Below are 25,414 nucleotides of genomic sequence, written 5' to 3'. Positions count from 1 at the left end.
ACATCAAAATGGATAGAACTTTTGAAAAACCCTATCATTGATAACATTCCTTGCGTTTTATTAGCTGGGGGCAAAAGCTCTCGTTTCACCATCAATAATATTCAAATCAATAAGGCTCTCATGCCTTTAAAATCGTATTCTAGCCTTTTAGAATACCAATACTCGCGCCTTTTAGAACTTTTCAAACAAGTCATTATCAGCGCTAAAAAATCTTACGAATTAAACGCTCCCTACCTTTTAGAAAGAGAAAGCGGCCTTTTTTCACCCCTTTTTGGCATTCATAACGCTTTTTTAACGCTACAAACCCCTTATATTTTTTTTATCCCTATAGATACGCCTTTAGTGTCCTTTGAGAGCATCAAGGCTCTTTGTGGGATTCAAAATTTTAGCGTAGTCTATGCTAAAAGCCCTACAAAAGAACATTATTTGATTTCTTTGTGGCATCAAAATACCCTTAACGCTCTTAATTACGCCCTTAAAATGCAAAATTATCGCTTGAGCGATCTTATCAAAAATACCTCTTCTGTCGCTATCAATTTTAATCAAGAAGAAGAATTTTTAAACCTCAACACCCTAAAAGACTATGAATTAGCCGTTCAAATTTTAAAAGAGAGGGCCAATGGCTGAAGAAGAAAAAACCGAACTCCCTAGCGCGAAAAAAATCCAAAAAGCCAGAGAAGAAGGCAATGTGCCTAAAAGCATGGAAGTGGTGGGGGTTTTAGGGTTATTGGCTGGGCTAGTGAGTATTTTTATTTTTTTTATATGGTGGGTGGATGGTTTTAGCGAGATGTATCGCCATGTGTTGAAAGATTTTTCCCTAGATTTTAGCAAAGAAAGCGTTCAAGAGCTGTTTAACCAACTAGCCAAAGACACTTTTTTATTGCTTTTACCCATTTTAATCATTTTAATGGTGGTGGCGTTTTTGTCTAATGTTTTGCAATTTGGCTGGCTCTTTGCCCCCAAAGTCATTGAGCCTAAATTTTCTAAAATCAACCCTATCAATGGCGTCAAAAACCTTTTTTCTTTAAAAAAGCTCCTTGATGGGAGTTTGATCACTTTAAAAGTTTTTTTAGCTTTTTTCCTGGGGTTTTTCATCTTTTCCTTGTTTTTAGGGGAATTAAACCATGCGGCTCTTTTGAATTTGCAAGGCCAGTTATTGTGGTTTAAAAGCAAGGCGTTATTACTCATTTCTTCGCTTTTATTTTTATTTTTTGTCTTGGCTTTTATAGATTTAGTGATCAAGCACCGCCAATACACTAACTCTTTAAAAATGACTAAACAAGAAGTTAAAGACGAATACAAACAGCAAGAAGGAAACCCAGAAATCAAAGCCAAAATCCGCCAGATGATGGTAAAAAACGCCACGAATAAAATGATGCAAGAAATCCCTAAAGCTAATGTCGTGGTTACTAACCCCACCCATTACGCCGTCGCTCTCAAATTTGATGAAGAACACCCTGTGCCTGTGGTGGTGGCTAAAGGCACGGATTATTTAGCCATTAGGATTAAGGGCATCGCCAGAGAGCATGATATAGAAATTATAGAAAATAAAACGCTCGCTAGAGAGCTTTATAGGGATGTGAAATTAAACGCCGCCATACCAGAAGAATTGTTTGAAGCGGTAGCGATAGTCTTTGCTCAAGTGGCTAAATTAGAGCAAGAACGCCAAAAACAAAAGATCATTAAACCTCTTTAAGATTTTTGTAAACCCGCTTTTAAGCCCTAAAAAGACACTCAATCAAAGACACTCAAAAAACTTTAGCTATCCCTATTGAATGAGAACTAAGCCTTTAAATCTTATGCTCCAAACGCCTTAAAGTGTTATGCACATATTCTAAAAGCCACCCTAACAAGCCTAAAAAATAAAAACCCAATCGCATGCCATAATATTCTTTAGTTTGAATGAACATGCTAGAGCATAGCACCACCACGCCAAGCCCCACGATCAAAATAAGCGTGTTAGCGTATTCATACAACCCAAAAAGGCGTTTGTGGTAGATTAAAACCAGTATCAATAAAATAAGAGCGAGTATAAAAAGGGAAAAATCCACGCAATCAGACACACTTAAAAACCTAAAACTCTGTAAAGAAGAAGCAAAAACCCACACGATGCAAATATTCATAGAGGGCAAGAAAGATTGCTTCATGCTAGCCCCTAAAAAACGCCACAATAAAGTCGCTAACAGCGCAAAATAGAAAAGATAAAGCACGATTAAAGAATGTTTAACAGGAAAATTCCAAGCGTAGAAAGAAAGGCATAAGATCCCTACGCAAGCGCATTTTTGGCGCGTGAGGGTGAAAGGCTTTAGAATAAGCACAAGCAGATAAATCAAAGAAACGCCTATTAGCCCCAAGTAATCTAATTTGACAATGAAATCATAAACATGGTTTTCAAACAAAAAAAACAATTGGGAAAAATCATCGCTGAAATGCGAAAACAACAAAGTTTCCACATTGAACAAAAATAACAAAAAAAACAATGAAGAAAAAACGACTTTATGCGTGTATATTTTTTGATAAAAATTCATCTACAACCTAATCATTGCCTAATCATTCTTGCTGAAGAAACTATCAATGCCATCAGCAATGCCCTTAGCCAAGATTTTTTGATACGGTTTGCTTTGGATGCGTTTAGATTCTATCGCATGGGAATTATAACCAATTTCTATTAAAATTGAAGGCATTAAAGCCCCGGCTAACACCCAAAAAGGCCCCTCTCTCACGCCACCATCCACCACATCAGGGTAATTTTTGCGGATGCTTTGGAGCATGCCGTATTGCACGTCAATCGCTAGTTTGTTAGAGACAATCAATCGCTGCGTGTTCAATGAATTTAAAAACAAACTTTTAGAAAAATAATCCATCAAATTCACATCGTCTTTATTTTCTTGCTCAGCCACTTTCCTAGCCCTTTCGCTCCTTGCGGTGGATAAAAAATAAGTTTCTATGCCATGAGCGTTAGAGGTGGAGTGTTTAGGGATGGAATTGGCATGCACTGAGATGAATAAATCCGCGCTTTTTTTATTGGCTAATTCCGTGCGAACCACTAAATCAATATAAATATCCTTATCCCTTGTCAATAAAACGCTATAGCCTCTTTTTTTAAGCTCTTTGTGTAAAAACTTCACCACTTCTAAAACAATGTCTTTTTCACACACCAAATTCGCGCTCATCGCCCCGCAATCTTTCCCCCCATGCCCGGCGTCTAAAACGATTTTTTTGTGTTTTTTGCGTTTGGTTTTGATGAAAGCGTCATTTTTTTCTGTTATAAAAACTTGGTTCTTACTCTCATTTTCTGCTTCTTTTTTAAGAATTTCTTTTTTAAGAATTTCTTTTTTAAGAATTTCTTTTTTAAGAATTTCTTTTTTAGCGCTCCTTTCGTTCAATGGAGGATGCGCATGTTTTGAGCGTGCATGCTTAGTTGGCGTTTTTTCTTTGGTCTCTTTAGACTTTTTAGTCTCTTTTTTAATAGATTTAGGGGCAGGTTTTGGCGTTGTGTGTTTGAGTGCATGGTGTTTGGGTGGTTTTAACACCATTTGATGCCTAACTAAGGGCTTTTTCTCCACGATAGAAACATAGAGTTTGTCTTTAAGGATTTTAATCTCATAAGTCATCTTAGGAGCGTAGCCGATAACCACTCGCGCTAATTTAGGGCTGAATTGCGCGATCGTGATGAAAGATTGCTTGGAAAATTGGTAATGCTTTTTAGGAATGGTTAAAACGGCTTCTAATTCCAAATAGCTCTTGAAATTTTTGAGCGGAACTTCTTTGAATTTTTTAACTTCTTGATTGAACAAAATTTTAACGCTGCTAGAACCAAAAGGCACAATGTTGGTAATTTTAAGGGTTGTAGCATAAGCAAAATGCAACCAAAAAAGACATGCAACAACCCCTAATCTCACAAGCACTACAAATTAACCCTCTGTAAGCTCTTTAATCAATTCATGCACGCTAATAATCTTATCCACTCTATAGCCATTAGCCCCGGTAAAATAAAGCCCCTCTTCTCTGTTCCCTAAATAACTGCGCCCCAAACCATCAGCGATACAATAGCCCACCTTTTTAGCCTCTTCACCCCTGTTGCAAGGCGCTACACAATTGCTCACGCATGCGATTTTGGGCGCGTTACCCTCTTCAATGCGCTTGATCACCCCCGTATTAATAGCCCTAGCCGGATAGCCTACAGGCGATTTAATGAGTAAAATATCTTCTTTTTTGAGCGTGGGCAAAAGATCGGCATACGCTTTAGCGTCGCATTCTTTCGTGCCTAAAAAACGAGTCGCCATTTGCACCCCACTCGCTCCAAGACTCAACATGGTGTCTATATCCTTCCTATCCCAAATCCCCCCAGCGGCGATGATAGGGATATTCCCCCATTCCTTAGAAGCTTCCACGACTTTAGGCACTAAATTTTCTAATCGGAATTCTTCTTTGAAACAATCTTCGTATTTAAAGCCCTGATGCCCCCCACTCAAAGGCCCTTCCACAATAAACGCGTCCGGGATTCTTTTATAGCGATCGCTCCATCTTTTACAAAGGATTTTTAAAGCCTTCGCTGAAGAAATAATAGGGATGAGCGCCACATCGCTAAAATCCTTAGCGAATTCAGGCATGTTAGTGGGCAAACCAGCCCCTGTAATAATGATGTTCGCTCCTGCTTCACAAGAATCCCTTAAAACACGGCCATAGTCATTGATAGCGTATAAAATATTCGCTCCTAAAGGGTTGTTCCCGCAAATCTTCCTAGCGTTTGCAAAAATCTCATTCAACGCTTTTTTGGAGTAAAAATTCAACGCTTCAAAGGGTTTTTTAGCCACAATCCTTTCTACAAAACGCATGTTTTTATAATAACCAGTCCCTACGGCTGAAATCACTCCTAAAGCCCCTTCTTTGGCAACATTTCCAGCTAGTTCATCCCAGCTAATCCCCACACCCATGCCCCCTTGAAAAATAGGGAATTTTATGGTGTGCTTACCGATTTTTAGCGGTTTGAGTGTTGATACCATAGCTCTTTCCTTAAATTAGTTAATATTTAATTTCATAAATCTTTTCTTACCAAGCTGTATAACATAATTTCCTTTAACAAAACGATAACTCTCATCTTTTATCACTTCTTGATTAATCTTTACCCCTCCCCCTTGAATATCGCGCCTGGCTTGTGAAGTGGATGGGCAAAAGCCAATCTGTTTTAAAACGTCTAAAATCCCAACCCCTTCATCAAAATCGCTCTCTGATAAAATTTCAGGCAAAAGGTTTGCGCTAAACACTTTAGAAAATTGCTCTTTAGCCTTGATAGCTTGTTCATTATCATAATAACGAGCCACGATTTCACCAGCGAGTTCTTCTTTAACGGCTTTAGGGTGCAAGGTCTGATTTAAAATACCATGTTTTAAGTCTTCAATTTCTTCTAAAGTCTTAGCGCTCAAAAGGGTGTAATAGCGCCACATGAGATCATCGCTTACGCTCATGATCTTCCCAAACATCGCATTAGGCTCTTCAGTGATCCCCACATAATTCCCCAAGCTTTTACTCATTTTTTGCACCCCATCAAGCCCTTCTAATAAAGGCATGGTGATGATAGATTGCTCTTTATTCAAGCCATAAGCTCGTTGCAAAAAACGCCCCACCAGCAAATTAAACTTTTGATCATTGCCCCCAAGCTCAATATCCGCATCCATCGCCACTGAATCATAGCCTTGCAACAAAGGGTATAAAAATTCCACGATGCTAATGGGGCGGTTTTCTTTGTAGCGTTTAGCAAAATCGTCCCTTTCTAGCATTCTAGCGACTGAAAACTTCGCGCACAATTCTATCATGCCCTTTGCGCCTAAAGCATCCAACCAAGTGGAATTAAAGCACACTTCGGTGTGTTTTTGATCTAAAATTTTATAGATTTGCTCTTCATAAGTTTTAGCGTTTTCTAAGACTTGCTCCCGGTTTAAGGGCTTCCTCGTTTCATTTTTCCCTGTAGGATCGCCTATCATAGCGGTAAAATCCCCAATCAAAAACTTAACCCTAGCCCCATATTGCTGCAATAAAGCCAGTTTTTGGATCAATACCGTATGCCCTAAATGCAAATCGGGAGCGGTAGGATCAAACCCGGCTTTAACGATAAAGCGTTCATTGGTTTCATAATATTTTCTCACCAGCTTTTCAATGTATTCTAATCCAATGATTTCATTAGCGCCTCTTTTGATCTCTTTTAAGGCCACACTGATTTTTTGTTCCATGTTTATCCCTTAATTAGGCTTATTGTAACTCATAAGCGTCATCTAGACTGGATAATTCTACAATCCTATCCTGATATTTGCGATTGATTAAAGCCCTCATCCAATCCGCCTTATCCGTGGCTATTTCAAAACTCACTTCGCAATGGCTAGAATATTTGTCTTTATAGCCTAAGTAAGACACGCCCACAATATTGCATTCATTCCTGTTTAAAAAAGTCAATAAACTCGCTAAAACCGACTTTTTTTCGCCTAAATAAAACATCATTTTATAAATCGTTCGATCCCGCTTGTGCCATTCTATATAAACCATCGGCGCTTTAGCGTCCACTTCCGCTATCGCTTTTTTGCAAAATTTATGGTGTGCAACCGCCTTTGGATCTTTCAAATCCGTTACGATCGCAATGATTTCATCGCCATATTTAGGGTAACAACAATCATTCAATAACACCTGTTTGATTTCTAAAGCGTTGCTTGAACAAACGCTAAAATGTTCCAATTCCTTACATTGCCATTGCCGGTTGGGGGTTAAAAAATTCAAAACATTGGTTTTAAAACCCAAATACCTCAAACCTCGAGTCCATAAACTCATCTCTTGGTATTCTAAAATCGCGTCTTCTTTTAAAGAAAACACCTTATTTTCAATCTCTTCAGTGAGTTTAGCCAAATTTTCAAAGCTTTTCATCGCTTCTGTTAAGGTGGTCTCCACCCCACAATCTGTTAATTTTTCTTCAAAGTTTTTATAATCCTTCAAATCCATGTCTTCAAAAACAGAGCGCCCAAAAAAAGTCGCTAAGATATTGATCATGCTCTTAGTGTCAATCTCTTTCAAGCGGTTTCTTCTTTGGATGCGCAAATGGTTTTTAGCCTTAGAAGTTTTAAGCTGATCCATCCAAATGAAACGAGGTATTACTTTATCGCCTTTAATGATTTTAACCACATCCCCACTCCTTAATTCTTGATTGAGTAAGGCTTTTTTACTATTGATATAAGCTTCCGTGGCCTTATCGCCCAAATCGCTATGCACCATGTAAGCGAAATCTAAAGCGATCGCCCCCACCGGTAAAGTGTAAGTGTCCCCATGAGGCGAAAAAACGACAATATCCTCACGATACAAATCGTTCTTAGCGAGTTCGTAAAATTCCTTAGGGTCGTTTTTTAGATCGCTGTCATGGTATTTAAAATTTTGCAACCACCGCATGCCCTCATGATGTTCTTCATTATCCACGCCCCCGGCTTTATACTTCCAGTGGGCTGAATTACCATACTCCGCCCCCATGTGCATATCAAAGGTGCGGATCTGCACTTCATAAACAGAAGATTCATCAAAAATCGTCGTGTGTATCGTCTTATAGCCATTTTCTTTGGGCAAAGCGATGTAATCTTTAAAACGAGAGACAATGGGCTTGAAATTCAAATGGATGATCCCTAAAACTTTATAACAATCAATCGGGTTTTTCAATAAAATCCTAATGGCTAACAAGTCTAAAATTTCATCAATATTAACCGCACCTTTCCGTTGCATCTTAAGATAGATAGAATAGGGGCGTTTCACCCTTGTAACGAGTTTGAAATCCGAATGGCTAAACCCGCTGTCAAAAAGCTTTTTTTCTAACTTGCTCGCAAAAGCGTTGAGTTTTAAGAGTAAAGACTGCTTGTTTTTGTGCAAATATTCCTTGATATTTTTATACTCTTCTGGATAAATATAATAAAAGCTCTTGTCTTCTAATTCATTTTTGATTGAAGACATGCCCAATCGGCTCGCTATGGGAGCATACACCGCTAGAGTTTCTTTAGAAATACGCACCTGCTTGTCATGAGGCAAGGCGTCTAAGGTGAGCATGTTGTGCAACCTGTCGCTAATTTTTACCACTAAGGCTCTTGGATCTTGTATCGCGCTAATAAGGATCTTTCTAAAAGTGAGCGCTGAAACCACCATTCTGGGATCTTGAGAGCTCACTCCTAATTCTTCTTTCCTGATTTCAGTGATTTTAGTGAGCGCATCCACTAAATTAGCCACATCTTGCCCAAATTCTCGCTCAATCGTTTCAATCTCACAAGGCGTGTCTTCTACCACATCATGCAAAAGCGCAGCGCACACCATCGCTTCATCGCCCCCACAAAACGCCACCACGCTTGCCACACAAATAGGATGGACGATATAAGGCTCGCCGCTCTTTCTGTATTGCCCCTTATGGCTTTTGGTCGCTAAATTTAGGGCGTTTTCAATTTTGGGCGTGAAATCAATTAAAGTCCTTAAGATTTCAATGCCACCCTTTGGGGTCGTAACTTTTTTAATAACATCAAGAATCCGTAAGAATCCGATATCAACGGATTTGTCAATTTCGTTCATCTATCCTGTCTATATCAATTTTCCCTTCAGCGATTTCTCTAATGGCAATATCCACTAATTTATGACGCTTAGGGTCCATATTCACTAAAGTTTTGGCTCCGGCGTTTAATTGCTTCACACGAGCGAAAACTAAATTATCTAGCATGTAGCGGTCGTTTCCGATATTTTTTAAGGCTTGAGCGACTAAACTCTCTGTTCTCTCTTTTTTCAAACTGATCCTTTTATTTTGAGCTCTATCCAATTTTAAAGGGCTTATTTTACCATAGAAAACACGCCTTGTTGGTGCTTGATCACTTGCAATAAATTCCCTTTTTTAAACATGTTACACACCACAATGGGGAGCTTATTGTCTTTAGCTAAAGAAATAGCGGTATCGTCCATCACTTCAATATCCCCTATCAAGGCATCGTTATAGCTTAAAGTGTCTAATTTTTTAGCGTCTTTGAATTTGTTAGGGTCTTTATCATAAATGCCATCCACTTTAGTCGCTTTAATGATTAAATCCGATCCAATTTCAATCGCTCTTAAAGTGGCGGCTGTATCGGTGGTGAAAAACGGGTTTCCCGTGCCAGCACCAAAAATCACCACCCTACCCTTTTCTAAATGCCTGATCGCTTTCCTGTAAATATAACTTTCACAAATCTCTTTAATTTCAATGGCGCTCTGCACTCTTGTGTCTAAACCGATATGTTCTAAAGCTTCTTGCATCGCTACCGCATTAATCACGGTGGCTAACATGCCCATATAATCCCCACTAGTGCGCCTGATAATCCCCCCTTGAGCCGCACTAACCCCCCTAATGATATTGCCTCCACCAATCACAATACCCACTTCAATATCGTTTTCCACTAAGCTTTTGATCTCTTTAGCGATGTGATCTAACACATGGATGTCAATCCCAAACTGGTTGTCCCCAGCTAACGCTTCCCCAGAAAATTTCACCAAAACCCGTTTGTTTTTTATTTTTGCTTGCATGATCCCTTCTTAATTAATTAATAAAATTTTAATAAAACTTGTGATTGTAACCTAATCTTGCTTAAAAACATCCTTTCTGAATTTTAAGCCTACATTCTCAGCGAATCGCTAAAACCGCTTGGGTTTTTGGATGCGTTTGAATAACAATTCACGATAGAACGCTTTAAGGCCTAGTTGTTCTTTTTTGCCTAAAGTGTAGTAAATTTTTTGCAAGTAGTTTAAAATATCTTGGCGTTTCAAGTTGGTTTTTAAAGCGGCTTCTTTAAGGATATAGTAAGGGATTTTTGTTTTTTGATGCTTGAAAGCTAAAGACAAACGCTTGTAAAAATCCTTGTTTTTATAGTAACACAAACGCCCAAAAACAAACGGCAAGCGTTTTTTTTCATACCAAAGAGCGGCTAAATCTATAAAATCTTTTTTAGGGTTGGAATAATAAAACTGCAGCGCTTTATTACCGATTAACACTTCGCCTTTTAACCCTAACACTTTAGAGAGAGCGTTTGAAGAAGCGCTTTCTTTGTCAAAAGCGTTTTTTGCATCCACAACCAGCACGCTTAAAACTTCTTTATAAGCGACAATGCCTAGAGAATAAGGATAAAGAGCGAATGAATAGCCGGCGATAGAAGAAATAAACCCCGCATCAATGCGCCTGAATAAAAAACTTTGATTGAGTTTGGAGGGGTAGGTTTTTTTAAGCCGTAAAAATTGTTTGAAATAACAAGGGGTGGGGTAGGATTTGATAAACACATCAAAAGGGAGCATGTTCAAATAATCAATTTTACCAAAACGCACTTAAAATCCTTTTTTGTATCGCATGGTAGCTAAAGTTTCTTACAACTTAACTAAAAGTAAAAAGAGTTTTGTTATCATGGGGCAAACGATTAGGGCATTAGCAAATAATGCTATTTAAAAAGGAGAAATGATGAAAGATTTTTTAGAAGATTACAAAAAAAGCGTTTCAGAAAGAGGAAGTGAGGGTATCCCACCACTCCCCTTAAGCGCTAAACAAGTTCAAGCCGTCGTTGAGATTTTAATGAAAGATCCCACAAACGCCGCTTTCGCTAAAGAATTACTCATTCACAGGGTAAGCCCTGGGGTTGATGAGGGGGCGAAAGTGAAAGCGGAATTTTTAGCCCAATTGTCTCAAAAAAAACTAGAATGTGCGCACATTAGCGCTTTAGAAGCGACCACTCTTTTAGGCACGATGCTTGGGGGGTATAATGTAGAGCCTTTGATTATGGGATTAGAAAGTCAAGATATAAACATCGCTAAAGAGAGCGCGAAAGCTCTAAAAACCACCCTTTTAGTCTATGGATCGTTTGATAAAATTGCGGCAATGAGCAAAACTAACGCTCTGGCTAAAGAAGTGTTAGAGTCTTGGGCGAACGCCGAATGGTTTTTGAATAAAGAGCCTTTGAATGAATGCATTGAAGCGTGCGTGTTTAAGATTGATGGCGAAACCAATACCGATGATTTAAGCCCAGCGAGCGATGCTTTCACACGAAGCGATATTCCTTTACACGCCAAAGCCATGCTAAAAAACCGGATTGAAAATTACGAACAACGCATAAAAGCCATTAAAACTAAAGGCGTTCCTGTAGCGTATGTGGGCGATGTGGTTGGCACAGGAAGCTCTAGAAAAAGCGCGACAAACTCTATCATGTGGCATTTTGGTAAGGACATTCCTTTTGTGCCTAATAAAAGGAGTGGGGGCATTGTGATTGGAGGGGTGATCGCTCCGATTTTCTTTGCGACTTGTGAAGATAGCGGGGCGTTACCCATTGTGGCTGACGTTAAGGATTTAAAAGAGGGCGATTTGATTAAAATCTATCCTTATAAAGGCGAAATCACGCTGAACGATAAGGTGGTTAGCACCTTTAAATTAGAGCCTGAAACTTTGTTAGATGAAGTTAGGGCTTCTGGGCGTATCCCTTTAATCATCGGTAGGGGTTTGACTAATAAGGCGCGTAAATTCTTGGGGCTAGGCGAATCGGAAGCGTTCAAAAAACCATCCGCTCCTAAAAGCGACGCCAAAGGCTACACTTTAGCCCAAAAAATTGTAGGGCATGCTTGTGGGGTGAAAGGGATCTTACCTGGTGCTTATTGTGAGCCAAAGGTTACCACCGTGGGCAGTCAAGACACCACAGGGGCGATGACTAGAGATGAGGTTAAAGAATTAGCGAGTTTGAAATTTGATGCGCCTTTTGTGTTGCAAAGTTTTTGCCATACCGCTGCTTACCCAAAACCTAGCGATGTGAGTTTGCATGCGAGCTTGCCTAGCTTCATCACTCAAAGAGGTGGTGTGGCGTTGCATCCGGGCGATGGCGTGATCCATACATGGCTGAATCGCATGGGATTGCCTGACACTTTAGGCACAGGGGGGGATAGCCACACCCGTTTCCCTTTAGGCATTAGTTTCCCGGCAGGGAGCGGGCTAGTCGCTTTTGCAGCCGTTACAGGCACGATGCCATTGAACATGCCAGAATCCGTGTTAGTGCGTTTTAAAGGGGAAATGAATCCTGGGATCACCTTAAGGGATTTAGTGAATGCGATCCCTTATTATGCCATTAAAAAAGGGTTACTCACGGTGGAGAAAAAGGGTAAAATCAATGTCTTTAACGGGCGTATTTTAGAGATTGAAGGCTTGCCTGATATTAAAATGGAGCAGGCTTTTGAACTAAGCGATGCGAGCGCAGAAAGGAGTGCGGCCGCTTGCGTGGTGCGTTTGAATAAAGAGCCGATGATTGAATACTTGAAATCCAATATCAAGCTCATTGATGAGATGATTGCAAGCGGTTATGAAGACAAAGAGACTTTGAAAAAACGCAGAGATGCGATGCAAGCTTGGGTGGATAATCCGGTATTGTTAGAGCCAGATAGTAACGCTCAATACGCCGCTGTCATTGAAATTGATGTGGCAGAAATCACTGAGCCTATTTTGGCTTGCCCTAATGACCCTGATGATGTCGCTACTTTGAGCGAAGTTTTAGCGGATACGACCGGCAAAAGACCCCACGCTATTGATGAAGTGTTTATTGGCTCTTGCATGACGAATATCGGGCATTTTAGAGCCTTTGGCGAAATCGTTAAAAACGCCCCCCCCAGTCAAGCACGCCTTTGGGTAGTGCCACCCAGTAAAATGGACGAACAAGAGCTGATTAATGAGGGCTATTATGCGATTTTTGGGGCTGCCGGGGCAAGGACTGAAGTCCCAGGCTGTAGCTTGTGCATGGGCAATCAAGCGAGGGTTAGGGATAATGCGGTCGTCTTTTCCACTTCCACGCGCAATTTTGATAATCGCATGGGTAGAGGGGCTAAAGTGTATTTAGGCAGCGCGGAGCTTGGGGCGGCGTGCGCTTTACTAGGGAGAATCCCCACTAAAGAAGAATACATGAATTTAGTGAGCGAAAAGCTAGAGAGCCAAAAAGACAAGATCTATCGCTACATGAACTTTAACTTAATGGAGAATTTCAGACTCTAGTTTTGTTTCCATTAAAAGGGAATGATCCCTTTTGTTTGGCTATGGCTGAGTGTTGAGAGAGGATAAAAAAGGAGAGTGGCGATGAAAAAAATCGTTGTGAGTTGGTGTGCAGCGTTGGCTTTTTTGAGTGCGGATCCAGAACAAGCCAATAAAGCGATCAGTAATGCGGATTTGATTAAAGAAATAAGGGATTTAAAAAAAGTCATCAGCGCGCAAAACACTGAGATCAACAATTTAAGAAAAGTGCAAGAAGTGTTGTCTGGACAATTAGGGGACATGCGTAAGGATATATTAAGCACTAGAGATTATTGCATTAGCTTAAGGCCTTATATCTATAATTGGCGCTAGGGGATCATCAAAGCATGAGAGCATGCGCCATTCAATGATGCAATCCCTTAATGGTTGAAAAATTAAAGTTGGGGGGTTTGTTTCTCGCTCTGTATCCTTGTAATGGGGATTTTATAGGGTTTGAGTGTTTAAAAGTGCGTTTGATCCCACACGCCTTAAAAAAATCCTCTTGTTAGATTGTAGGGGTAAAATCAGTCCCCTTTTAGGGTTAAATATTCTATAATAAAATTTTAGGAAATTCAGTTTAAAGATATTAAAAAATGCCATACGCCTTAAGAAAAAGATTTTTCAAACGCTTTGCGCTGATTGTTTCCACTTTTTGTGCGATAAGCTTGAACGCTAAAAGCTATCTGTTTTCCCCTTTGCCCCCAGCGCACCAGCAAATCATTAAGACAGAGCCTTGCTCTTTGGAGTGCTTGAAAGACTTGATGCTGCAAAATCAAATCTTTTCTTTTGTTTCTCAATACGATGACAATAACCATGATGAGAGCCTTAAAACTTATTACAAGGACATTTTAAACAAACTCAACCCTGCATTCATCGCTTCTCAAACCCCAACCAAAGAAAGCTATGAGCCTAAGATTGAATTAGCGATTTTACTGCCTAAAAAAGTCGTTGGGCGTTATGCCATTTCGGTGATGAACACCCTTTTAGCGTATTTGAACACCAGAAACAACGATTTCAATATCCAAGTCTTTGACAGCGATGAAGAAAGCCCTGAAAAATTAGAGCAAACCTATAAAGAAATTGAAAAAGAAAAATTCCCTTTTATCATCGCTTTATTGACTAAAGAGGGCGTGGAAAATTTGCTCCAAAACACGACGATTAGCACCCCTACTTATGTGCCTACGGTGAATAAAACGCAATTAGAAAATCATACCGAGCCTTCTTTGAGCGAGCGCTTGTATTTTGGGGGGATTGATTATAAAGAGCAATTAGGCATGCTCACAACTTTCATTAACCCTAATTCGCCCGTGATTGAATACGATGACGATGGCCTGATAGGCGAACGCTTGAGGCAAATCACGGAGTCTTTAAACGTTGAAGTCAAACACCAAGAAAACATTTCTTACAAGCAAGCCACGAGTTTTTCTAAAAATTTTAGAAAAAACGATGCGTTTTTTAAAAATTCTATTTTGATTTTAAACACCCCTACCACTAAAAGCGGTCTTATTCTTTCTCAAATAGGGCTTTTAGAATATAAGCCCTTTAAAATCCTTTCTACACAAATCAATTTCAACCCCTCTTTACTCTTACTCACCCAGCCTAAAGACAGAAAGAATTTATTCATTGTCAATGCCTTGCAAAATAGCGATGAAACGCTGATAGAATACGCTTCCTTATTAGAGAGTGATTTAAGGCATGATTGGGTGAATTATTCCAGCGCGATAGGGCTAGAGGTGTTTTTAAACACGCTAGATCCGCATTTTAAAAAGTCTTTTCAAGAAAGTTTAGAAGACAATCAAGTCCGTTACCACAATCAAATTTATCAGGCTTTAGGGTATTCTTTTGAGCCGATACAAAATGAAAGCGAAACAAAAAAAGAATGATATTGAGATAATTATTTGAATACTTTTATTTTTAATGGGTTTTTAATAAAATTGGAATATGATACGAGCGAAAATTAAACAAAGGTTATTCTGTGTTAAAATTTCAAAAATTATCTCTATTGTTTGTTTCCATTCTTTACAATCAAAGCCCTTTATTGGCTTTTGATTATAAGTTTAGCGGGGTAGCGGAATCCTTTTCTAAAGTGGGGTTTAACCATTCCAAACTCAATTCCAAAGAAGGGATTTTCCCTACAGCCACTTTTGTAACCGCCACGATCAAGCTTCAAGTGGATTCCAATCTGCTCCCTAAAAACATTGAAAAACACAGCTTAAAAATAGGCGTTGGCGGGATTTTAGGAGCGCTCGCTTACGATTCTACCAAAACGCTCATAGACCAAGCTACGCATCAAGTCTATGGCTCAGAACTTTTTTACTTCATAGGGCGTTGGTGGGGGTATTTAGGTAACGCTCCTTGGAAAGACTCCCGCATAGAATCTGACGCTCACACTCGTAATTATGTGCTGTATAATTCCTATTTGTTTTATTCTTATGGCGATAAATTCCACCTAAAGCTAGGGCGTTACCTTTCTAATATGGATTTTATGAGCGGTTATACGCAAGGCTTTGAACTGGATTATAAAATCAACTCTAAAATAGCGTTAAAATGGTTCAGCTCTTTTGGGAGGGCTTTAGCCGCGGGGCAATGGATACGAGATTGGTATGCCCCTATTGTAACTGAAGATGGCAGAAAAGATGTTGATTATGGCATCCATGCGGTGCAACTCTATTTTTCTAGCAAACATGTTCAAGCCACGCCCTTTTTTTATTTTTCACCTAAAACTTACGAAGCGCCCGGGATTAAAATCCATATTGATAACAACCCGAAATTTAGAGGTTTAGGGTTGCGATCTCAAACCCTTATCAATGTGATTTTCCCCGTTTATGCTAAAGATTTATACGATGTGTATTGGCGTAACTCTAAGATTGGCGAATGGGGCGCATCGCTTTTAATCCACCAACGCTTTGACTACAACGAATTTAACTTTGGCTTTGGTTATTACCAAAATTTTGGCAACGCTAACGCAAGGATTGGCTGGTATGGTAACCCGATCCCTTTTGATATAAGAAGTAACAGCATTTATGGTTTGGTTTTTAGTAACGCTGTTACCGCAGACTCTGTTAGCGGATATGTCTTTGGTGGGGGGGTGTATAGAGGGTTTTTATGGGGGATTTTAGGCAGATACACTTACGCCACTAGAGCGAGCGAAAGATCCATTAACTTGAACTTGGGTTATAAATGGAATTCTTTTTTTAGCGTTGATGTGAATTTACAATACTATGCGGTGAGCATGCACACTGGCTATAAGGTTAATGATCTCACTAGCCCTTTTGATAAAGCCTTTAAGGCGAATACACAAGACAGGAGTAACCTTATGGTTAGCGTGAAATTCTTTTTTTAAACCCTATCAATTAGGTTTGGTAGAATTGAGCCATTGTTTTTGGAAATCAATGGCTTTTCTCAACTCGGCTTCCAGCTGGGCTAAAACATCTTTTAAGGGCTTAACATTAATCAAATTGTCTTGCTTGAAAGAATCCAACTGTTTGTCAATTTGCAAAGCGGCATCTAGCGCGTCTTGGGGGAATACCGGCTCGCCTAAAGCCTTCTTAACCGCTTCGCCGATTTCAATCGTTTCAGAGCCTTGATGATCTTTTAAGTTAGGATTATTTTCTTTGTCCTTAGGCTTAGGCTCTAAAATCAAGCGCAAATGTTTGATTTTTTCATGCAAATCGCTAAGATCTTTTAAGTGATCGGTATTTCGCCCCCTATCCACCGCTTTTTCTAAAAGCTTATCGCTCAGGCTCACTAACTGATCGCTTAATTTCACGCTGTTAGCTTGAGCTTCTGTCACTTCATCAATATCAATCGCTGCTAAAGCGCTCACAAAATAAAAGGGCAATGCCCACCTTCTAAAACGAGAGAAAAACTTCTGCATTTACCTTCCTTAAATACGCTATAAAAATGATACTTTTTTAATAATATGGTGGAGCTGTGGGGAATCGAACCCCAGTCCAAAAATCTTGTCCTAAACACAAACTTCTACAATGCTTAGAAAATTGGTTAGTTTTTTAGCCTTAAAACTAGCTCTGGTCCAACTTTCTAAAACCTTGAGGTAGTTTCAAGAGTTCTTGTTTCTTAGTTTAAAAGGCGAACCACCTTTTAAAAGCGTCTAGCTTAAGGTTATGGAGCGATTAAAACGCTAGAAATTCTAATCAGTCCAGCTCCAAAAGGAGATTAACTCACGCAGCTTTAGCGTAAGCTGGAGCGTAATCTGCGTTGTTTACAGTTATTTTTGTTGCTGTTTTACAAGCAGCGCTTGGCATGCTATCTGCGCGACAAGAAATCTGTCGAAATCCAAGTCAGCCCCATGATTTTAAAAGCTTGGTTATTGTAACTAACTTTTATTAATGAGCGGCTAAAAATCATTGGCGCACAATATCAATATTTTCATCTTTAGGCTTAAAAACAAAGATTTCATCAGCAATGGTGGGGTTGATTTCTGCTTGAGAAAAAGTGATCGTTACAAGATTGTTCATTCCATCTTTAAATTCCAGCGAAAAAGGCTTGCCGTCTTTAAAAACCAAACGATAAGTGGTTTTGTTGATAGTCGTTTTAAACGATCCGTCATCTTGCTTTTTCAAGCGCTTGAGAATGGTGAAAAAATCCGTCTTGTCTTTTAAGGGTGTGATGGTCGCTTGAAACAAATTAGGCTCATAAATTACCACTTCTTTATCGTTCATGTAAATTTCTTTTTTTAAAGGCTTTTCATAAACCCATAAAGCCCAATTAGGGGCTTTAGCCTTTAAAACCCCGTAATAAACTAAAGGCTTTTCATTTTTTAAAACCTGCTTGAAATGCGCGCTAAAACTTTGCAAATGCTGCAAAACCTCTTCTTCTTTAGAAAGCGTTGAAGGATTTTTAGCATGAGCGACGCTTATAAAAATTAAAACCATTACAATCTTTAAAAAAGCTTTCATTATTCAAACCTTAAAACAATCTCTCATCTTTAATAAAACCCTTTATTTTACAAGACTTTTATTTTATCCATGCTAAAATGGGATTAAAAACTAACGCTTTATTATATTAAAATATTGAAGCACTTTTAATAAGGTTATTACTACTATGATAAAAGCAATCATTGGAAAAATCATTGGCACCAGAAACGATCGCTGGATCAAACAATACAAAAAACAAGTCCTAGCCATCAACGCCTTAGAGCCTGCTTATGAAAAAATGAGCGATGTTGAATTACAAAACGCTTTTGAAGAATTAAAAAAACGCGTGCGATCCACAGAAAAAGATTTGCAAGAAAAAACCCTTTTAGAAGTCCTACCTGAAAGTTTTGCTATCACTAGAGAAGCGAGTAAAAGGATCTTAAAGATGCGCCATTTTGATGTGCAACTCATTGGGGGCATGGTCTTAAACGATGGCAAAATCGCTGAAATGAAAACCGGCGAGGGCAAGACTTTAGTCGCTACTTTAGCGGTGGCTTTGAACGCTTTAAAGGGCGAGAGCGTGTATGTGGTAACGGTCAATGATTACCTAGCGCATAGGGATTCTAAAGAAATGGAGCCGTTGTATCATTTCTTAGGTTATAGCGTAGGCACGATCACTGCAAGCGTGCGCGATGATGATGAGCGCTTAGAAATTTATTCTAAAGACATTGTTTATGGCACTAATAATGAATTTGGCTTTGATTATCTAAGGGATAACATGAAATATTCTTTAGAACATAAAGTGCAAAAATCGCATGCGTTCGCCATTGTTGATGAGGTGGATTCCATTTTAATTGATGAAGCGAGAACCCCTTTAATCATTTCAGGGCCTGTGGATAGGCGCATGGAAAATTACAACAAGGCTGATGAAGTCGCTAAAAGCATGCAAGTGGAAACCGATTTCACCATAGATGAAAAAAACCGCGCGATTTTAATCACTGAAGAGGGGATTAAAAAAGCCGAAAACCTCTTTGGCGTGGATAATTTATACAAGATTGAAAACGCCGCCTTATCGCACCATTTAGACCAAGCTTTGAAAGCGAATTACCTCTTTTTTATTGATAAAGATTATATTGTAGCCAATAATGAAGTGGTGATTGTAGATGAATTTACCGGCCGCTTGTCTGAGGGGAGGCGCTTTAGTGAGGGCCTGCATCAGGCTTTAGAGGCTAAAGAGGGCGTGAGCATTAAAGAAGAGAGCCAAACCTTAGCCGATATTACTTTCCAAAATTATTTCAGGATGTTTTCTAAACTTTCAGGCATGACAGGCACGGCCCAAACCGAAGCCACAGAATTTTTAGAAATCTATAATTTGGAAGTGGTGTCTATCCCTACTAATCTAGCGATCAAGCGGAAAGATTTGAACGATTTGATCTATAAGAGTGAAAAAGAAAAATTTGACGCTGTGATCCTTAAAATTAAAGAATTGCACGATAAAGGTCAGCCCGTTTTAGTTGGCACGGCCAGCATTGAAAAGAGTGAAACCCTGCACACTTTACTCAAAAAAGAACGCATCCCTCACACCGTTTTAAACGCCAAGCAGCACACCAAAGAAGCTGAAATCATCAAAGACGCTGGGCTTAAAGGGGCGGTTACGATTGCGACTAACATGGCAGGCAGAGGCGTTGATATTAAACTCACTGATGAGATTAAAGAGCTTGGGGGGTTGTATATCATTGGCACTGAAAGGCATGAGAGCCGTAGGATTGACAACCAATTAAGGGGGCGAAGCGGGCGCCAAGGCGATCCGGGAACAAGCCAATTTTATTTGAGTTTAGAAGACAATCTGTTACGCATTTTTGGGAGCGATAGGATTAAGGGGGTGATGGAAAAATTAGGGCTTAAAGACGGCGAACACATTGAATCCAAGCTTGTTACAAGAGCGGTGGAAAACGCGCAAAAAAAAGTGGAGAACTTGCATTTTGAAAGCCGTAAGCATTTGTTAGAATACGATGATGTGGCTAATGAGCAACGAAAAAGCGTGTATAAATTTAGAGATGAATTATTAGATGCCAATTACGATATTAGCGCTAAAATCGCTGAAAACAGAGAATACGCGCTCAATCAAATCTTTTCTAAACTCAAAGCCTTTGACCATCAAAACCTGTCTGAAGAGGAACTTTTAGGGCTTAAAAACATCTTAAAAGAAGATTTTAACGCTCATGTTTCATTAGAAGATTTAAAAAAAGCCTCCCCTATTGAAAAATTTGTGGCTGAAAAATTAAAAAGCGATTATGAAAACAAAATGAAAGTTTTGGATAGCGAACAAAGAAGCCGGATTGAACGCATCGTGTATTTGCAGATTTTAGACAACGCATGGCGAGAGCACCTTTATACGATGGATAATCTCAAAACCGGTATTAATTTGAGAGGCTATAACCAAAAAGACCCCCTTGTAGAATACAAAAAAGAGAGTTACAACCTTTTCTTAGAACTCATTGAAGACATTAAAATAGAAGCGATCAAAACCTTTTCTAAGATCCAGTTTGAAAATGAGCAAGATTCTAGCGATGCGGAGCGTTATTTGGATAACTTTAGCGAAGAAAGAGAGCATGAGAGCGTAACTTACCGCCATGAAGAAACCTTAGATGAAGATTTGAATGTGGCCATGAAAGCTTTTTCTAAAACCCCTAAAAGAAACGAGCCTTGCCCTTGTCAAAGCGGTAAGAAATATAAAGATTGTTGCGCTAAAAGCGGGCCTAAAAAGGGCTTATTTGCCAAGTAGATCCTTAATCTTTTTCCTTATCAAGCGTTATTTGCGTTTTGATAAAAGCCAGCCATTTATTAGCATCACCGCTTTGTTAGCCTTTTTTGGCGTGGCGGTTGGCGTGATGGTTTTAGTTGTGGCTATGGCGATCATGAACGGCATGAGTAAGGAATTTGAAAAAAAGCTTTTTGTGATGAATTACCCCTTAACGCTCTATACCACAAGCCCTTATGGGATCAGCGAAGAAGTGGTTCAAGCTTTAGAAAAAAAGTTCCCTAATTTGCTTTTTAGCCCCTATTTGCAAACCCAAAGCCTAATCAAGAGCACGCATTCCATGAATGGCGGCGTGGTGTTTGGGGTTGATTTTTCTAAAGAAAGGCGCATCAATGAAGTTTTAAACGACGCTTTAAAAAACACCAATACAAACGATCTTTTTAAAAACCCTTTTAATTTGATCGTGGGGAAAAGCTTGAGATACAGCTTGAATTTAGATCTCAACCAAAAAGCCGATTTGTTTTTCACCGAATTAGAGCCAACAGGTCTCACGCTCTCCCCTATCATGAAGCGTTTTACTATCAAAGGCGATTTTGATTCAGGGCTAAAATCTTACGACATGAGCTACATGTATACTAGCCTTCAAGCCATAAGCGCGATCAGGAGGTTACCTTTAGGGCTTTATGATGGGGTGCATGTCTATTCTAAAACGCCCATGAAGGATATTGAAATTTTACGCAACGCTTTAAAAACCATCAACCATCATGGCATAGGCATTGAAGGGTGGTGGCAACAAAACGGGAATTTTTTCTCGGCTATGGAATTAGAAAAAAGAGCGTTATTTATTGTGCTAATGCTCATTATTTTAATGGCGTCTTTGAATATCATCAGCTCGCTTTTAATGGTGGTGATGAACAGACGTAAAGAAATCGCCCTACTCTTTAGCATGGGGAGCAGTCAAAAAGAGATTCAAAAAACCTTTTTTTATTTGGGTAATATCATTGGTTTGGGCGGTGTGATTCTTGGGGTGGTTTTAGCGTTTTTAAGCATGTATCTTTTAAGCGTGTTCCCTATCATCTCGCTCCCGGCGGATGTCTATGGTATTAACACCTTGCCTTTAGATTTGTCTTTAATGGATTTTACGCTCACTCTAATAGGCTCTGTGATTATCGTAGCCCTTTCTTCTTATTACCCGTCTAAAAAAGCTTCTACTATTGACGCTTTAAGCGTATTAAGGAATGAATAAATTAAAAAATTAAATAATATTGAGATTAAATAAGGCTTTGAGTGTCTGTATTTTACTAACAAAGAAAAATTTTATTCTCAAAATTAAAAAAAACCATAATATTATGCTAGTATTAACGCACGACTTAGTTAAGAATTAACTTTGTAAGTCGGACTTCGTAGCAAAAAGGACGAAAGATGAACAGACTGATTAGATGTTTAAGATCTGTAAGAAAAAATTTTCTTTGAACGGTGTTGGCTTACTCTATTTAGAATTTTTGGTTTATACTAAAGGTTAAACACATGAACTATAAGGTTGCATCTGCTAAAAATATCGCAACGCTTCTTTTTTTATTCTCTTCTCAAAGTGAAGCTCTTGATTTGGGTAAAATCGCTAAAATTAAAGCGGGTGCTGAAAGTTTCTCTAAAGTCGGTTTCAATAACAAACCTATCAACACTAATAAAGGGCTTTACCCTACCGAAACCTTTATGACGGTCATGGCTTACATGCAAGTGGATTTTACGGAACTCTTGCCCAAAAGCGCTACGGCTAACGGGCACCATTTAGATGGGAGTCTTGGGGGTTGGGGGGGTGCTGTAATTTATGATACCACTAAGGATTTTATTAACGAAGTTACAGGGAAAACCTATGGGGCTATGGCGTGGAACTATGTGGGCTATTGGGGCGGTCTTGTGGGGCAAAAACCATGGGCTAGTTGCGGGTTAGCCACAGGGAATTTAACCCAAGGCCAATACGATAAGATGACTCAAGCTGAAATGACGCAGTTGTCTAATCAAGAAGCTTTAGAGGCTTCCACTTGTGCAAAAACCTATGCCGATCACACGAGAAACTATGTGATTTATAACGCTTACTTGCGCTACAACTACAAGGATATTTTTGAAATTAGGGGCGGAAGATACGAATCCCCAGCGGATTATATGAGCGGTTACAACCAAGGCTTGGACATGACCCTAAACTTAGGGAATTTCAAATTCTGGTGGTTTAGCTCTTTTGGTCGTGGTTTTGCCTATAATGAGTGGCTTTATAATTTCTATTCGCCTAAAACCTACACCCTTAAAAACGGGCAAACCATAAACCCTGGGGTGCATGCCTTTTATATCATTTGGAATTACAAGGGTTTCAGCATTCAGCCTTTTGTCTATTTTTCACCCTTTAACGAATACGACCCTAACTTTACGATCACTTATGATAGCAACCCCACTTTTACCGGATTAGGGTTTCGCTCTCAAACGGATATTACCGTGCTTAATCCCTTTTATGCTAAAAGATTTTGGGACACCTATCAATTTGGCATGCCAGCCGGTAAGAACGCGCACAGCTTGATGATCAAACAAAAGTTTGAATGGAATGAATACAATTTTGGTTTTGGGATTTATAAATCCTTTGGGAACGCTAACTGGATGATAGGCTACCATGGTAACCGCTTGGGCTTTGACTTTTGGACGAACACCGTTTATGCAAACACCCTTAACTCTTTGTCTTACATGATGGATGCGAACGCTTTCACCGTGTTTGCCTTTGGCGGTGGGGTGCATAGGAAATTCCTTTGGGGTTTATTGGGGCGTTTGACTTATGGACCTAGGGCTAATGAGCAAGTCTTATCGCTCAACTTGGGCTATAAATTCACTAAAAATTTCTCAGCCGACATTAAATTTGAATATTATAATGTGTTGATGCATCAAGGCTATAAAATGGGGTGGAATGGGCCAAAATTAGACAGCCAACCCGCCACCGATCAAGACAGGAGCCACATTTTTACCGAAATCGTGTGGAAGCTTTAAACCCTCTTTAAATAACAACCCTTTAAGGGTTGGCTAAAAACGCCCAGCCATAAAACAGCCATTAAAAACCGCTTTATCGCCTATTTTAGGGCTTGTTTTTAAAAAGCGTTAGAATTTTAAACTTTTTTATTTCATTACGCTATGGGTATTTTTAACTCTGTGATACTAAAACTTTTTAAAATGGGCTTTTTTTGCTTTGTCATTTTAAAACTCATTTTAAAAATATTTAAAACTCATTTTATAAGGGGATAGGGTGGTATTTTGAAATAACTCTCCCCTTACAACCCCTTTAAGTATCCCCCTAACCCCAAGAAGACTGCCTTAAGAAATTATCGCTTGATTAAAATCAAGCTCTTTTATTATTGATTTTAAAAATACTTTTAGCCTTTTTTAGGTTTTATTCTTGTTGTAAAACTTATTTGTTTAAAACCCTGATTTTAGCGCTCATTAAATCGTGGTTTAAAGCTTTTTTGATGTTTTCAAATTGGCGTTTTTTGTTTTTAAGGCTAATGATTTCATTATCCAAAGCGCTTAAAACGTTAGCGATAGCGATTTGTTCGTTTAGAGGGGGTAAAATAAGGCAAGCATTATTAAAACCACTCTTTGATAAATTGTATCGTGTTGAACCTTGTGCTAAATTTTCAAAAGCTTTTCTGCCTATTTCGCTATTAATTAAGTATGATAAAAACAAGCTATCAACTGCCTTGTCAAATATTCTAAAACCAAAACAAAAACTATTCAAAAAGACTTGGTCTATATCATCTAAAAGCACGGCACACATGCCTACTTCTTTTGGAGTTTCTGAAGAAGTATTAAAAAATAAATCATATTTTTTAAAGGAATTTTGTTTTTCATTTGGGTATATTTTTACATTTTCTAGTATAGAAGTATCTATTATGACATTATTTAAAACATTCAAAAATGTAATATATTTAGCATTGCCATTGATAAAATCTTGCTTTGTTTTTCCTGCTAATCCACTTATAGTTATTCCTATATCCCCAAGCCTTACTTTTTGCCAAGCTTGATTGAAGCCTTTCAAGCGTTTTCTTTGGCTCAATAGTTCAAAGCTTAAAGCTTTTTTAACGCTTTCTTTTTTAAGAATGAGGGCGTCTAAAGAATAAAGATAACGATCCACATCGCTTAAAACGTTAGCGATAGCGATTTGTTCGTTTAAATCTTTGGGGCAGAAAACTTCTTTATTTTTAATTAAATCTACATTTAAATTTACTTGTGAGCCTTGTTGCCCACTTTCTAGCCATTCTTTTTCTATATAACATAAAAAATAATATAAGTAATTTAAATCTATTTTTGGATTTTCAAAAACTACAAAACCATCATGAATACAAGTATCAATTTTAGTGATAATAGGCTTACCAATTGTCGCGCACATGCTCATAATCAAACTATTTTGTTTGATAAACCTGCTTTTTTCAATGCCTTTTTTAGAAAGTTTTTGGGCTGTTTTGTATAAAAAACGGCTATTTTTTGAAATGTCTGAAATTCTTACCCACCCTACATTAGAATTAGTGCAAAACCATTTAGGATTTTCAATAGGTCTAGGCGATGCCCCCCTTTTAATCTCGGCAATATCCCCAAGCTTTACTTTTTGCCAAGCCTTTGGTAAGGGCGTTGTTAACGCGTCCATGCATTCTCCTAAATGGTTTTAAAAAAGATAACGCACTCTATTTTGTTCAT

Annotated in this window: 20 protein-coding genes and 1 other RNA gene; 9 read left to right on the top strand and 12 right to left on the bottom strand. The window is 38.8% G+C overall.

The window, feature by feature from the left end; genetic code table 11:
* The first annotated feature begins 21 nt into the window (after positions 1-21).
* Together mobA and flhB are read left to right on the top strand one after the other, a co-directional pair.
* Entirely contained in the window at positions 22-627 is a 606-nt protein-coding gene (gene mobA / locus IC572_RS02650) for a molybdenum cofactor guanylyltransferase MobA (protein ID WP_187854978.1), read from the top strand.
* Positions 620-1,696 (top strand): flagellar biosynthesis protein FlhB, encoded by a 1,077-nt coding sequence (flhB, locus tag IC572_RS02645; protein WP_187854977.1) that lies wholly within the window; start codon positions 620-622, stop codon positions 1,694-1,696. Before mobA ends, flhB begins: the two co-directional genes overlap by 8 nt.
* Before the next feature lie 94 nt (positions 1,697-1,790).
* Here flhB and IC572_RS02640 read toward each other — a convergent pair whose 3' ends face one another.
* The 8 genes from IC572_RS02640 to IC572_RS02605 form a co-directional block, all read right to left on the bottom strand.
* Positions 1,791-2,528 carry a hypothetical protein gene (locus tag IC572_RS02640; RefSeq protein ID WP_187854976.1) on the bottom strand — a complete coding sequence of 246 codons (738 nt, stop codon included), beginning with the start codon at positions 2,526-2,528 and terminating at the stop codon, positions 1,791-1,793.
* An 18-nt stretch (positions 2,529-2,546) separates the two neighbouring features.
* Positions 2,547-3,908 carry an N-acetylmuramoyl-L-alanine amidase family protein gene (locus IC572_RS02635; protein ID WP_187854975.1) on the bottom strand — a complete coding sequence of 454 codons (1,362 nt, stop codon included), beginning with the start codon at positions 3,906-3,908 and terminating at the stop codon, positions 2,547-2,549.
* Between the two features lie 6 nt (positions 3,909-3,914).
* Positions 3,915-5,006 carry a decanoate oxidase/trans-2-decenoyl-[acyl-carrier protein] isomerase FabX gene (fabX, locus tag IC572_RS02630; protein WP_000255243.1) on the bottom strand — a complete coding sequence of 364 codons (1,092 nt, stop codon included), beginning with the start codon at positions 5,004-5,006 and terminating at the stop codon, positions 3,915-3,917.
* A gap of 15 nt (positions 5,007-5,021) precedes the next feature.
* Positions 5,022-6,230, bottom strand: coding sequence for a tyrosine--tRNA ligase (gene tyrS, locus IC572_RS02625; protein WP_187854974.1), 1,209 nt, complete (start codon positions 6,228-6,230; stop codon positions 5,022-5,024).
* A 19-nt stretch (positions 6,231-6,249) separates the two neighbouring features.
* Positions 6,250-8,580, bottom strand: coding sequence for a RelA/SpoT family protein (locus IC572_RS02620; RefSeq protein ID WP_187854973.1), 2,331 nt, complete (start codon positions 8,578-8,580; stop codon positions 6,250-6,252).
* On the bottom strand, positions 8,567-8,791 hold the full coding sequence (locus IC572_RS02615) for a DNA-directed RNA polymerase subunit omega (RefSeq protein WP_000712202.1): 225 nt from the start codon (positions 8,789-8,791) through the stop codon (positions 8,567-8,569). Before IC572_RS02615 ends, IC572_RS02620 begins: the two co-directional genes overlap by 14 nt.
* Positions 8,792-8,832: 41 nt before the next feature.
* The gene (gene pyrH / locus IC572_RS02610) at positions 8,833-9,555 is read right to left on the bottom strand and encodes a UMP kinase (RefSeq protein ID WP_001148056.1); all 723 of its coding nucleotides are present in this window, start codon (positions 9,553-9,555) and stop codon (positions 8,833-8,835) included.
* 108 nt (positions 9,556-9,663) lie between these two features.
* Positions 9,664-10,347, bottom strand: a complete 684-nt coding sequence (locus IC572_RS02605; RefSeq protein ID WP_187854972.1) for an MqnA/MqnD/SBP family protein — start codon at positions 10,345-10,347, stop codon at positions 9,664-9,666.
* Between the two features lie 130 nt (positions 10,348-10,477).
* On the opposite strand from IC572_RS02605, the gene acnB reads away from it, so the two are divergent.
* The 4 genes from acnB to hofE all read left to right on the top strand — a co-directional run bounded on the left by acnB (position 10,478) and on the right by hofE (position 16,394).
* Entirely contained in the window at positions 10,478-13,036 is a 2,559-nt protein-coding gene (acnB, locus tag IC572_RS02600; RefSeq protein ID WP_187854971.1) for a bifunctional aconitate hydratase 2/2-methylisocitrate dehydratase, read from the top strand.
* 81 nt (positions 13,037-13,117) lie between these two features.
* Positions 13,118-13,384 (top strand): hypothetical protein, encoded by a 267-nt coding sequence (locus IC572_RS02595; protein ID WP_000725285.1) that lies wholly within the window; start codon positions 13,118-13,120, stop codon positions 13,382-13,384.
* 260 nt (positions 13,385-13,644) lie between these two features.
* Positions 13,645-14,934, top strand: coding sequence for an IS701 family transposase (locus IC572_RS02590; RefSeq protein WP_187854970.1), 1,290 nt, complete (start codon positions 13,645-13,647; stop codon positions 14,932-14,934).
* A gap of 92 nt (positions 14,935-15,026) precedes the next feature.
* Positions 15,027-16,394, top strand: a complete 1,368-nt coding sequence (hofE, locus tag IC572_RS02585; protein ID WP_187854969.1) for an outer membrane beta-barrel protein HofE — start codon at positions 15,027-15,029, stop codon at positions 16,392-16,394.
* A gap of 6 nt (positions 16,395-16,400) precedes the next feature.
* Here hofE and IC572_RS02580 read toward each other — a convergent pair whose 3' ends face one another.
* From IC572_RS02580 to lolA, 3 genes are all read right to left on the bottom strand, one after another.
* On the bottom strand, positions 16,401-16,928 hold the full coding sequence (locus tag IC572_RS02580; protein WP_079295514.1) for a hypothetical protein: 528 nt from the start codon (positions 16,926-16,928) through the stop codon (positions 16,401-16,403).
* Between the two features lie 46 nt (positions 16,929-16,974).
* Positions 16,975-17,360: a transfer-messenger RNA gene (gene ssrA / locus IC572_RS02575) on the bottom strand.
* Positions 17,361-17,415: 55 nt separating this feature from the next.
* A complete protein-coding gene (lolA, locus tag IC572_RS02570) occupies positions 17,416-17,970 on the bottom strand; it encodes a LolA-like outer membrane lipoprotein chaperone (protein ID WP_187854968.1) in 555 nt (184 codons plus the stop codon).
* Positions 17,971-18,115: 145 nt separating this feature from the next.
* Between lolA and secA the strand changes: the two genes are divergently transcribed.
* From secA to hofF, 3 genes are all read left to right on the top strand, one after another.
* Complete coding sequence (secA, locus tag IC572_RS02565) at positions 18,116-20,713, top strand: preprotein translocase subunit SecA (RefSeq protein ID WP_187854967.1); 2,598 nt, start codon at positions 18,116-18,118, stop codon at positions 20,711-20,713.
* Complete coding sequence (locus IC572_RS02560; RefSeq protein ID WP_187854966.1) at positions 20,703-21,935, top strand: ABC transporter permease; 1,233 nt, start codon at positions 20,703-20,705, stop codon at positions 21,933-21,935. Before secA ends, IC572_RS02560 begins: the two co-directional genes overlap by 11 nt.
* A gap of 281 nt (positions 21,936-22,216) precedes the next feature.
* Positions 22,217-23,716 (top strand): outer membrane beta-barrel protein HofF, encoded by a 1,500-nt coding sequence (gene hofF / locus IC572_RS02555; protein WP_187854965.1) that lies wholly within the window; start codon positions 22,217-22,219, stop codon positions 23,714-23,716.
* Positions 23,717-24,131: 415 nt separating this feature from the next.
* On the opposite strand, the gene IC572_RS02550 is transcribed toward hofF, so the two are convergent.
* Positions 24,132-25,364 carry a restriction endonuclease subunit S gene (locus IC572_RS02550; protein WP_187854964.1) on the bottom strand — a complete coding sequence of 411 codons (1,233 nt, stop codon included), beginning with the start codon at positions 25,362-25,364 and terminating at the stop codon, positions 24,132-24,134.
* Positions 25,365-25,414 lie beyond the last annotated feature (50 nt).

Origin of the sequence: Helicobacter pylori, assembly GCF_014496485.1 — a bacterium.
In the GTDB taxonomy this organism is placed as follows: domain Bacteria; phylum Campylobacterota; class Campylobacteria; order Campylobacterales; family Helicobacteraceae; genus Helicobacter; species Helicobacter pylori_DD.
This window is presented reverse-complemented; position numbering and strand designations above follow the sequence as displayed.

Bases quoted from the DNA above. Each gene is read 5' to 3' on its own strand.
- flhB (WP_187854977.1), top strand. From the start codon at position 620: ATGGCTGAAGAAGAAAAAACCGAACTCCCTAGCGCGAAAAAAATCCAA.
- IC572_RS02640 (WP_187854976.1), bottom strand. From the start codon at position 2,528: ATGAATTTTTATCAAAAAATATACACGCATAAAGTCGTTTTTTCTTCA.
- fabX (WP_000255243.1), bottom strand. From the start codon at position 5,006: ATGGTATCAACACTCAAACCGCTAAAAATCGGTAAGCACACCATAAAA.
- tyrS (WP_187854974.1), bottom strand. From the start codon at position 6,230: ATGGAACAAAAAATCAGTGTGGCCTTAAAAGAGATCAAAAGAGGCGCT.
- IC572_RS02620 (WP_187854973.1), bottom strand. From the start codon at position 8,580: ATGAACGAAATTGACAAATCCGTTGATATCGGATTCTTACGGATTCTT.
- pyrH (WP_001148056.1), bottom strand. From the start codon at position 9,555: ATGCAAGCAAAAATAAAAAACAAACGGGTTTTGGTGAAATTTTCTGGG.
- acnB (WP_187854971.1), top strand. From the start codon at position 10,478: ATGAAAGATTTTTTAGAAGATTACAAAAAAAGCGTTTCAGAAAGAGGA.
- IC572_RS02595 (WP_000725285.1), top strand. From the start codon at position 13,118: ATGAAAAAAATCGTTGTGAGTTGGTGTGCAGCGTTGGCTTTTTTGAGT.
- IC572_RS02590 (WP_187854970.1), top strand. From the start codon at position 13,645: ATGCCATACGCCTTAAGAAAAAGATTTTTCAAACGCTTTGCGCTGATT.
- IC572_RS02580 (WP_079295514.1), bottom strand. From the start codon at position 16,928: ATGCAGAAGTTTTTCTCTCGTTTTAGAAGGTGGGCATTGCCCTTTTAT.
- lolA (WP_187854968.1), bottom strand. From the start codon at position 17,970: ATGAAAGCTTTTTTAAAGATTGTAATGGTTTTAATTTTTATAAGCGTC.
- secA (WP_187854967.1), top strand. From the start codon at position 18,116: ATGATAAAAGCAATCATTGGAAAAATCATTGGCACCAGAAACGATCGC.
- hofF (WP_187854965.1), top strand. From the start codon at position 22,217: ATGAACTATAAGGTTGCATCTGCTAAAAATATCGCAACGCTTCTTTTT.
- IC572_RS02550 (WP_187854964.1), bottom strand. From the start codon at position 25,364: ATGGACGCGTTAACAACGCCCTTACCAAAGGCTTGGCAAAAAGTAAAG.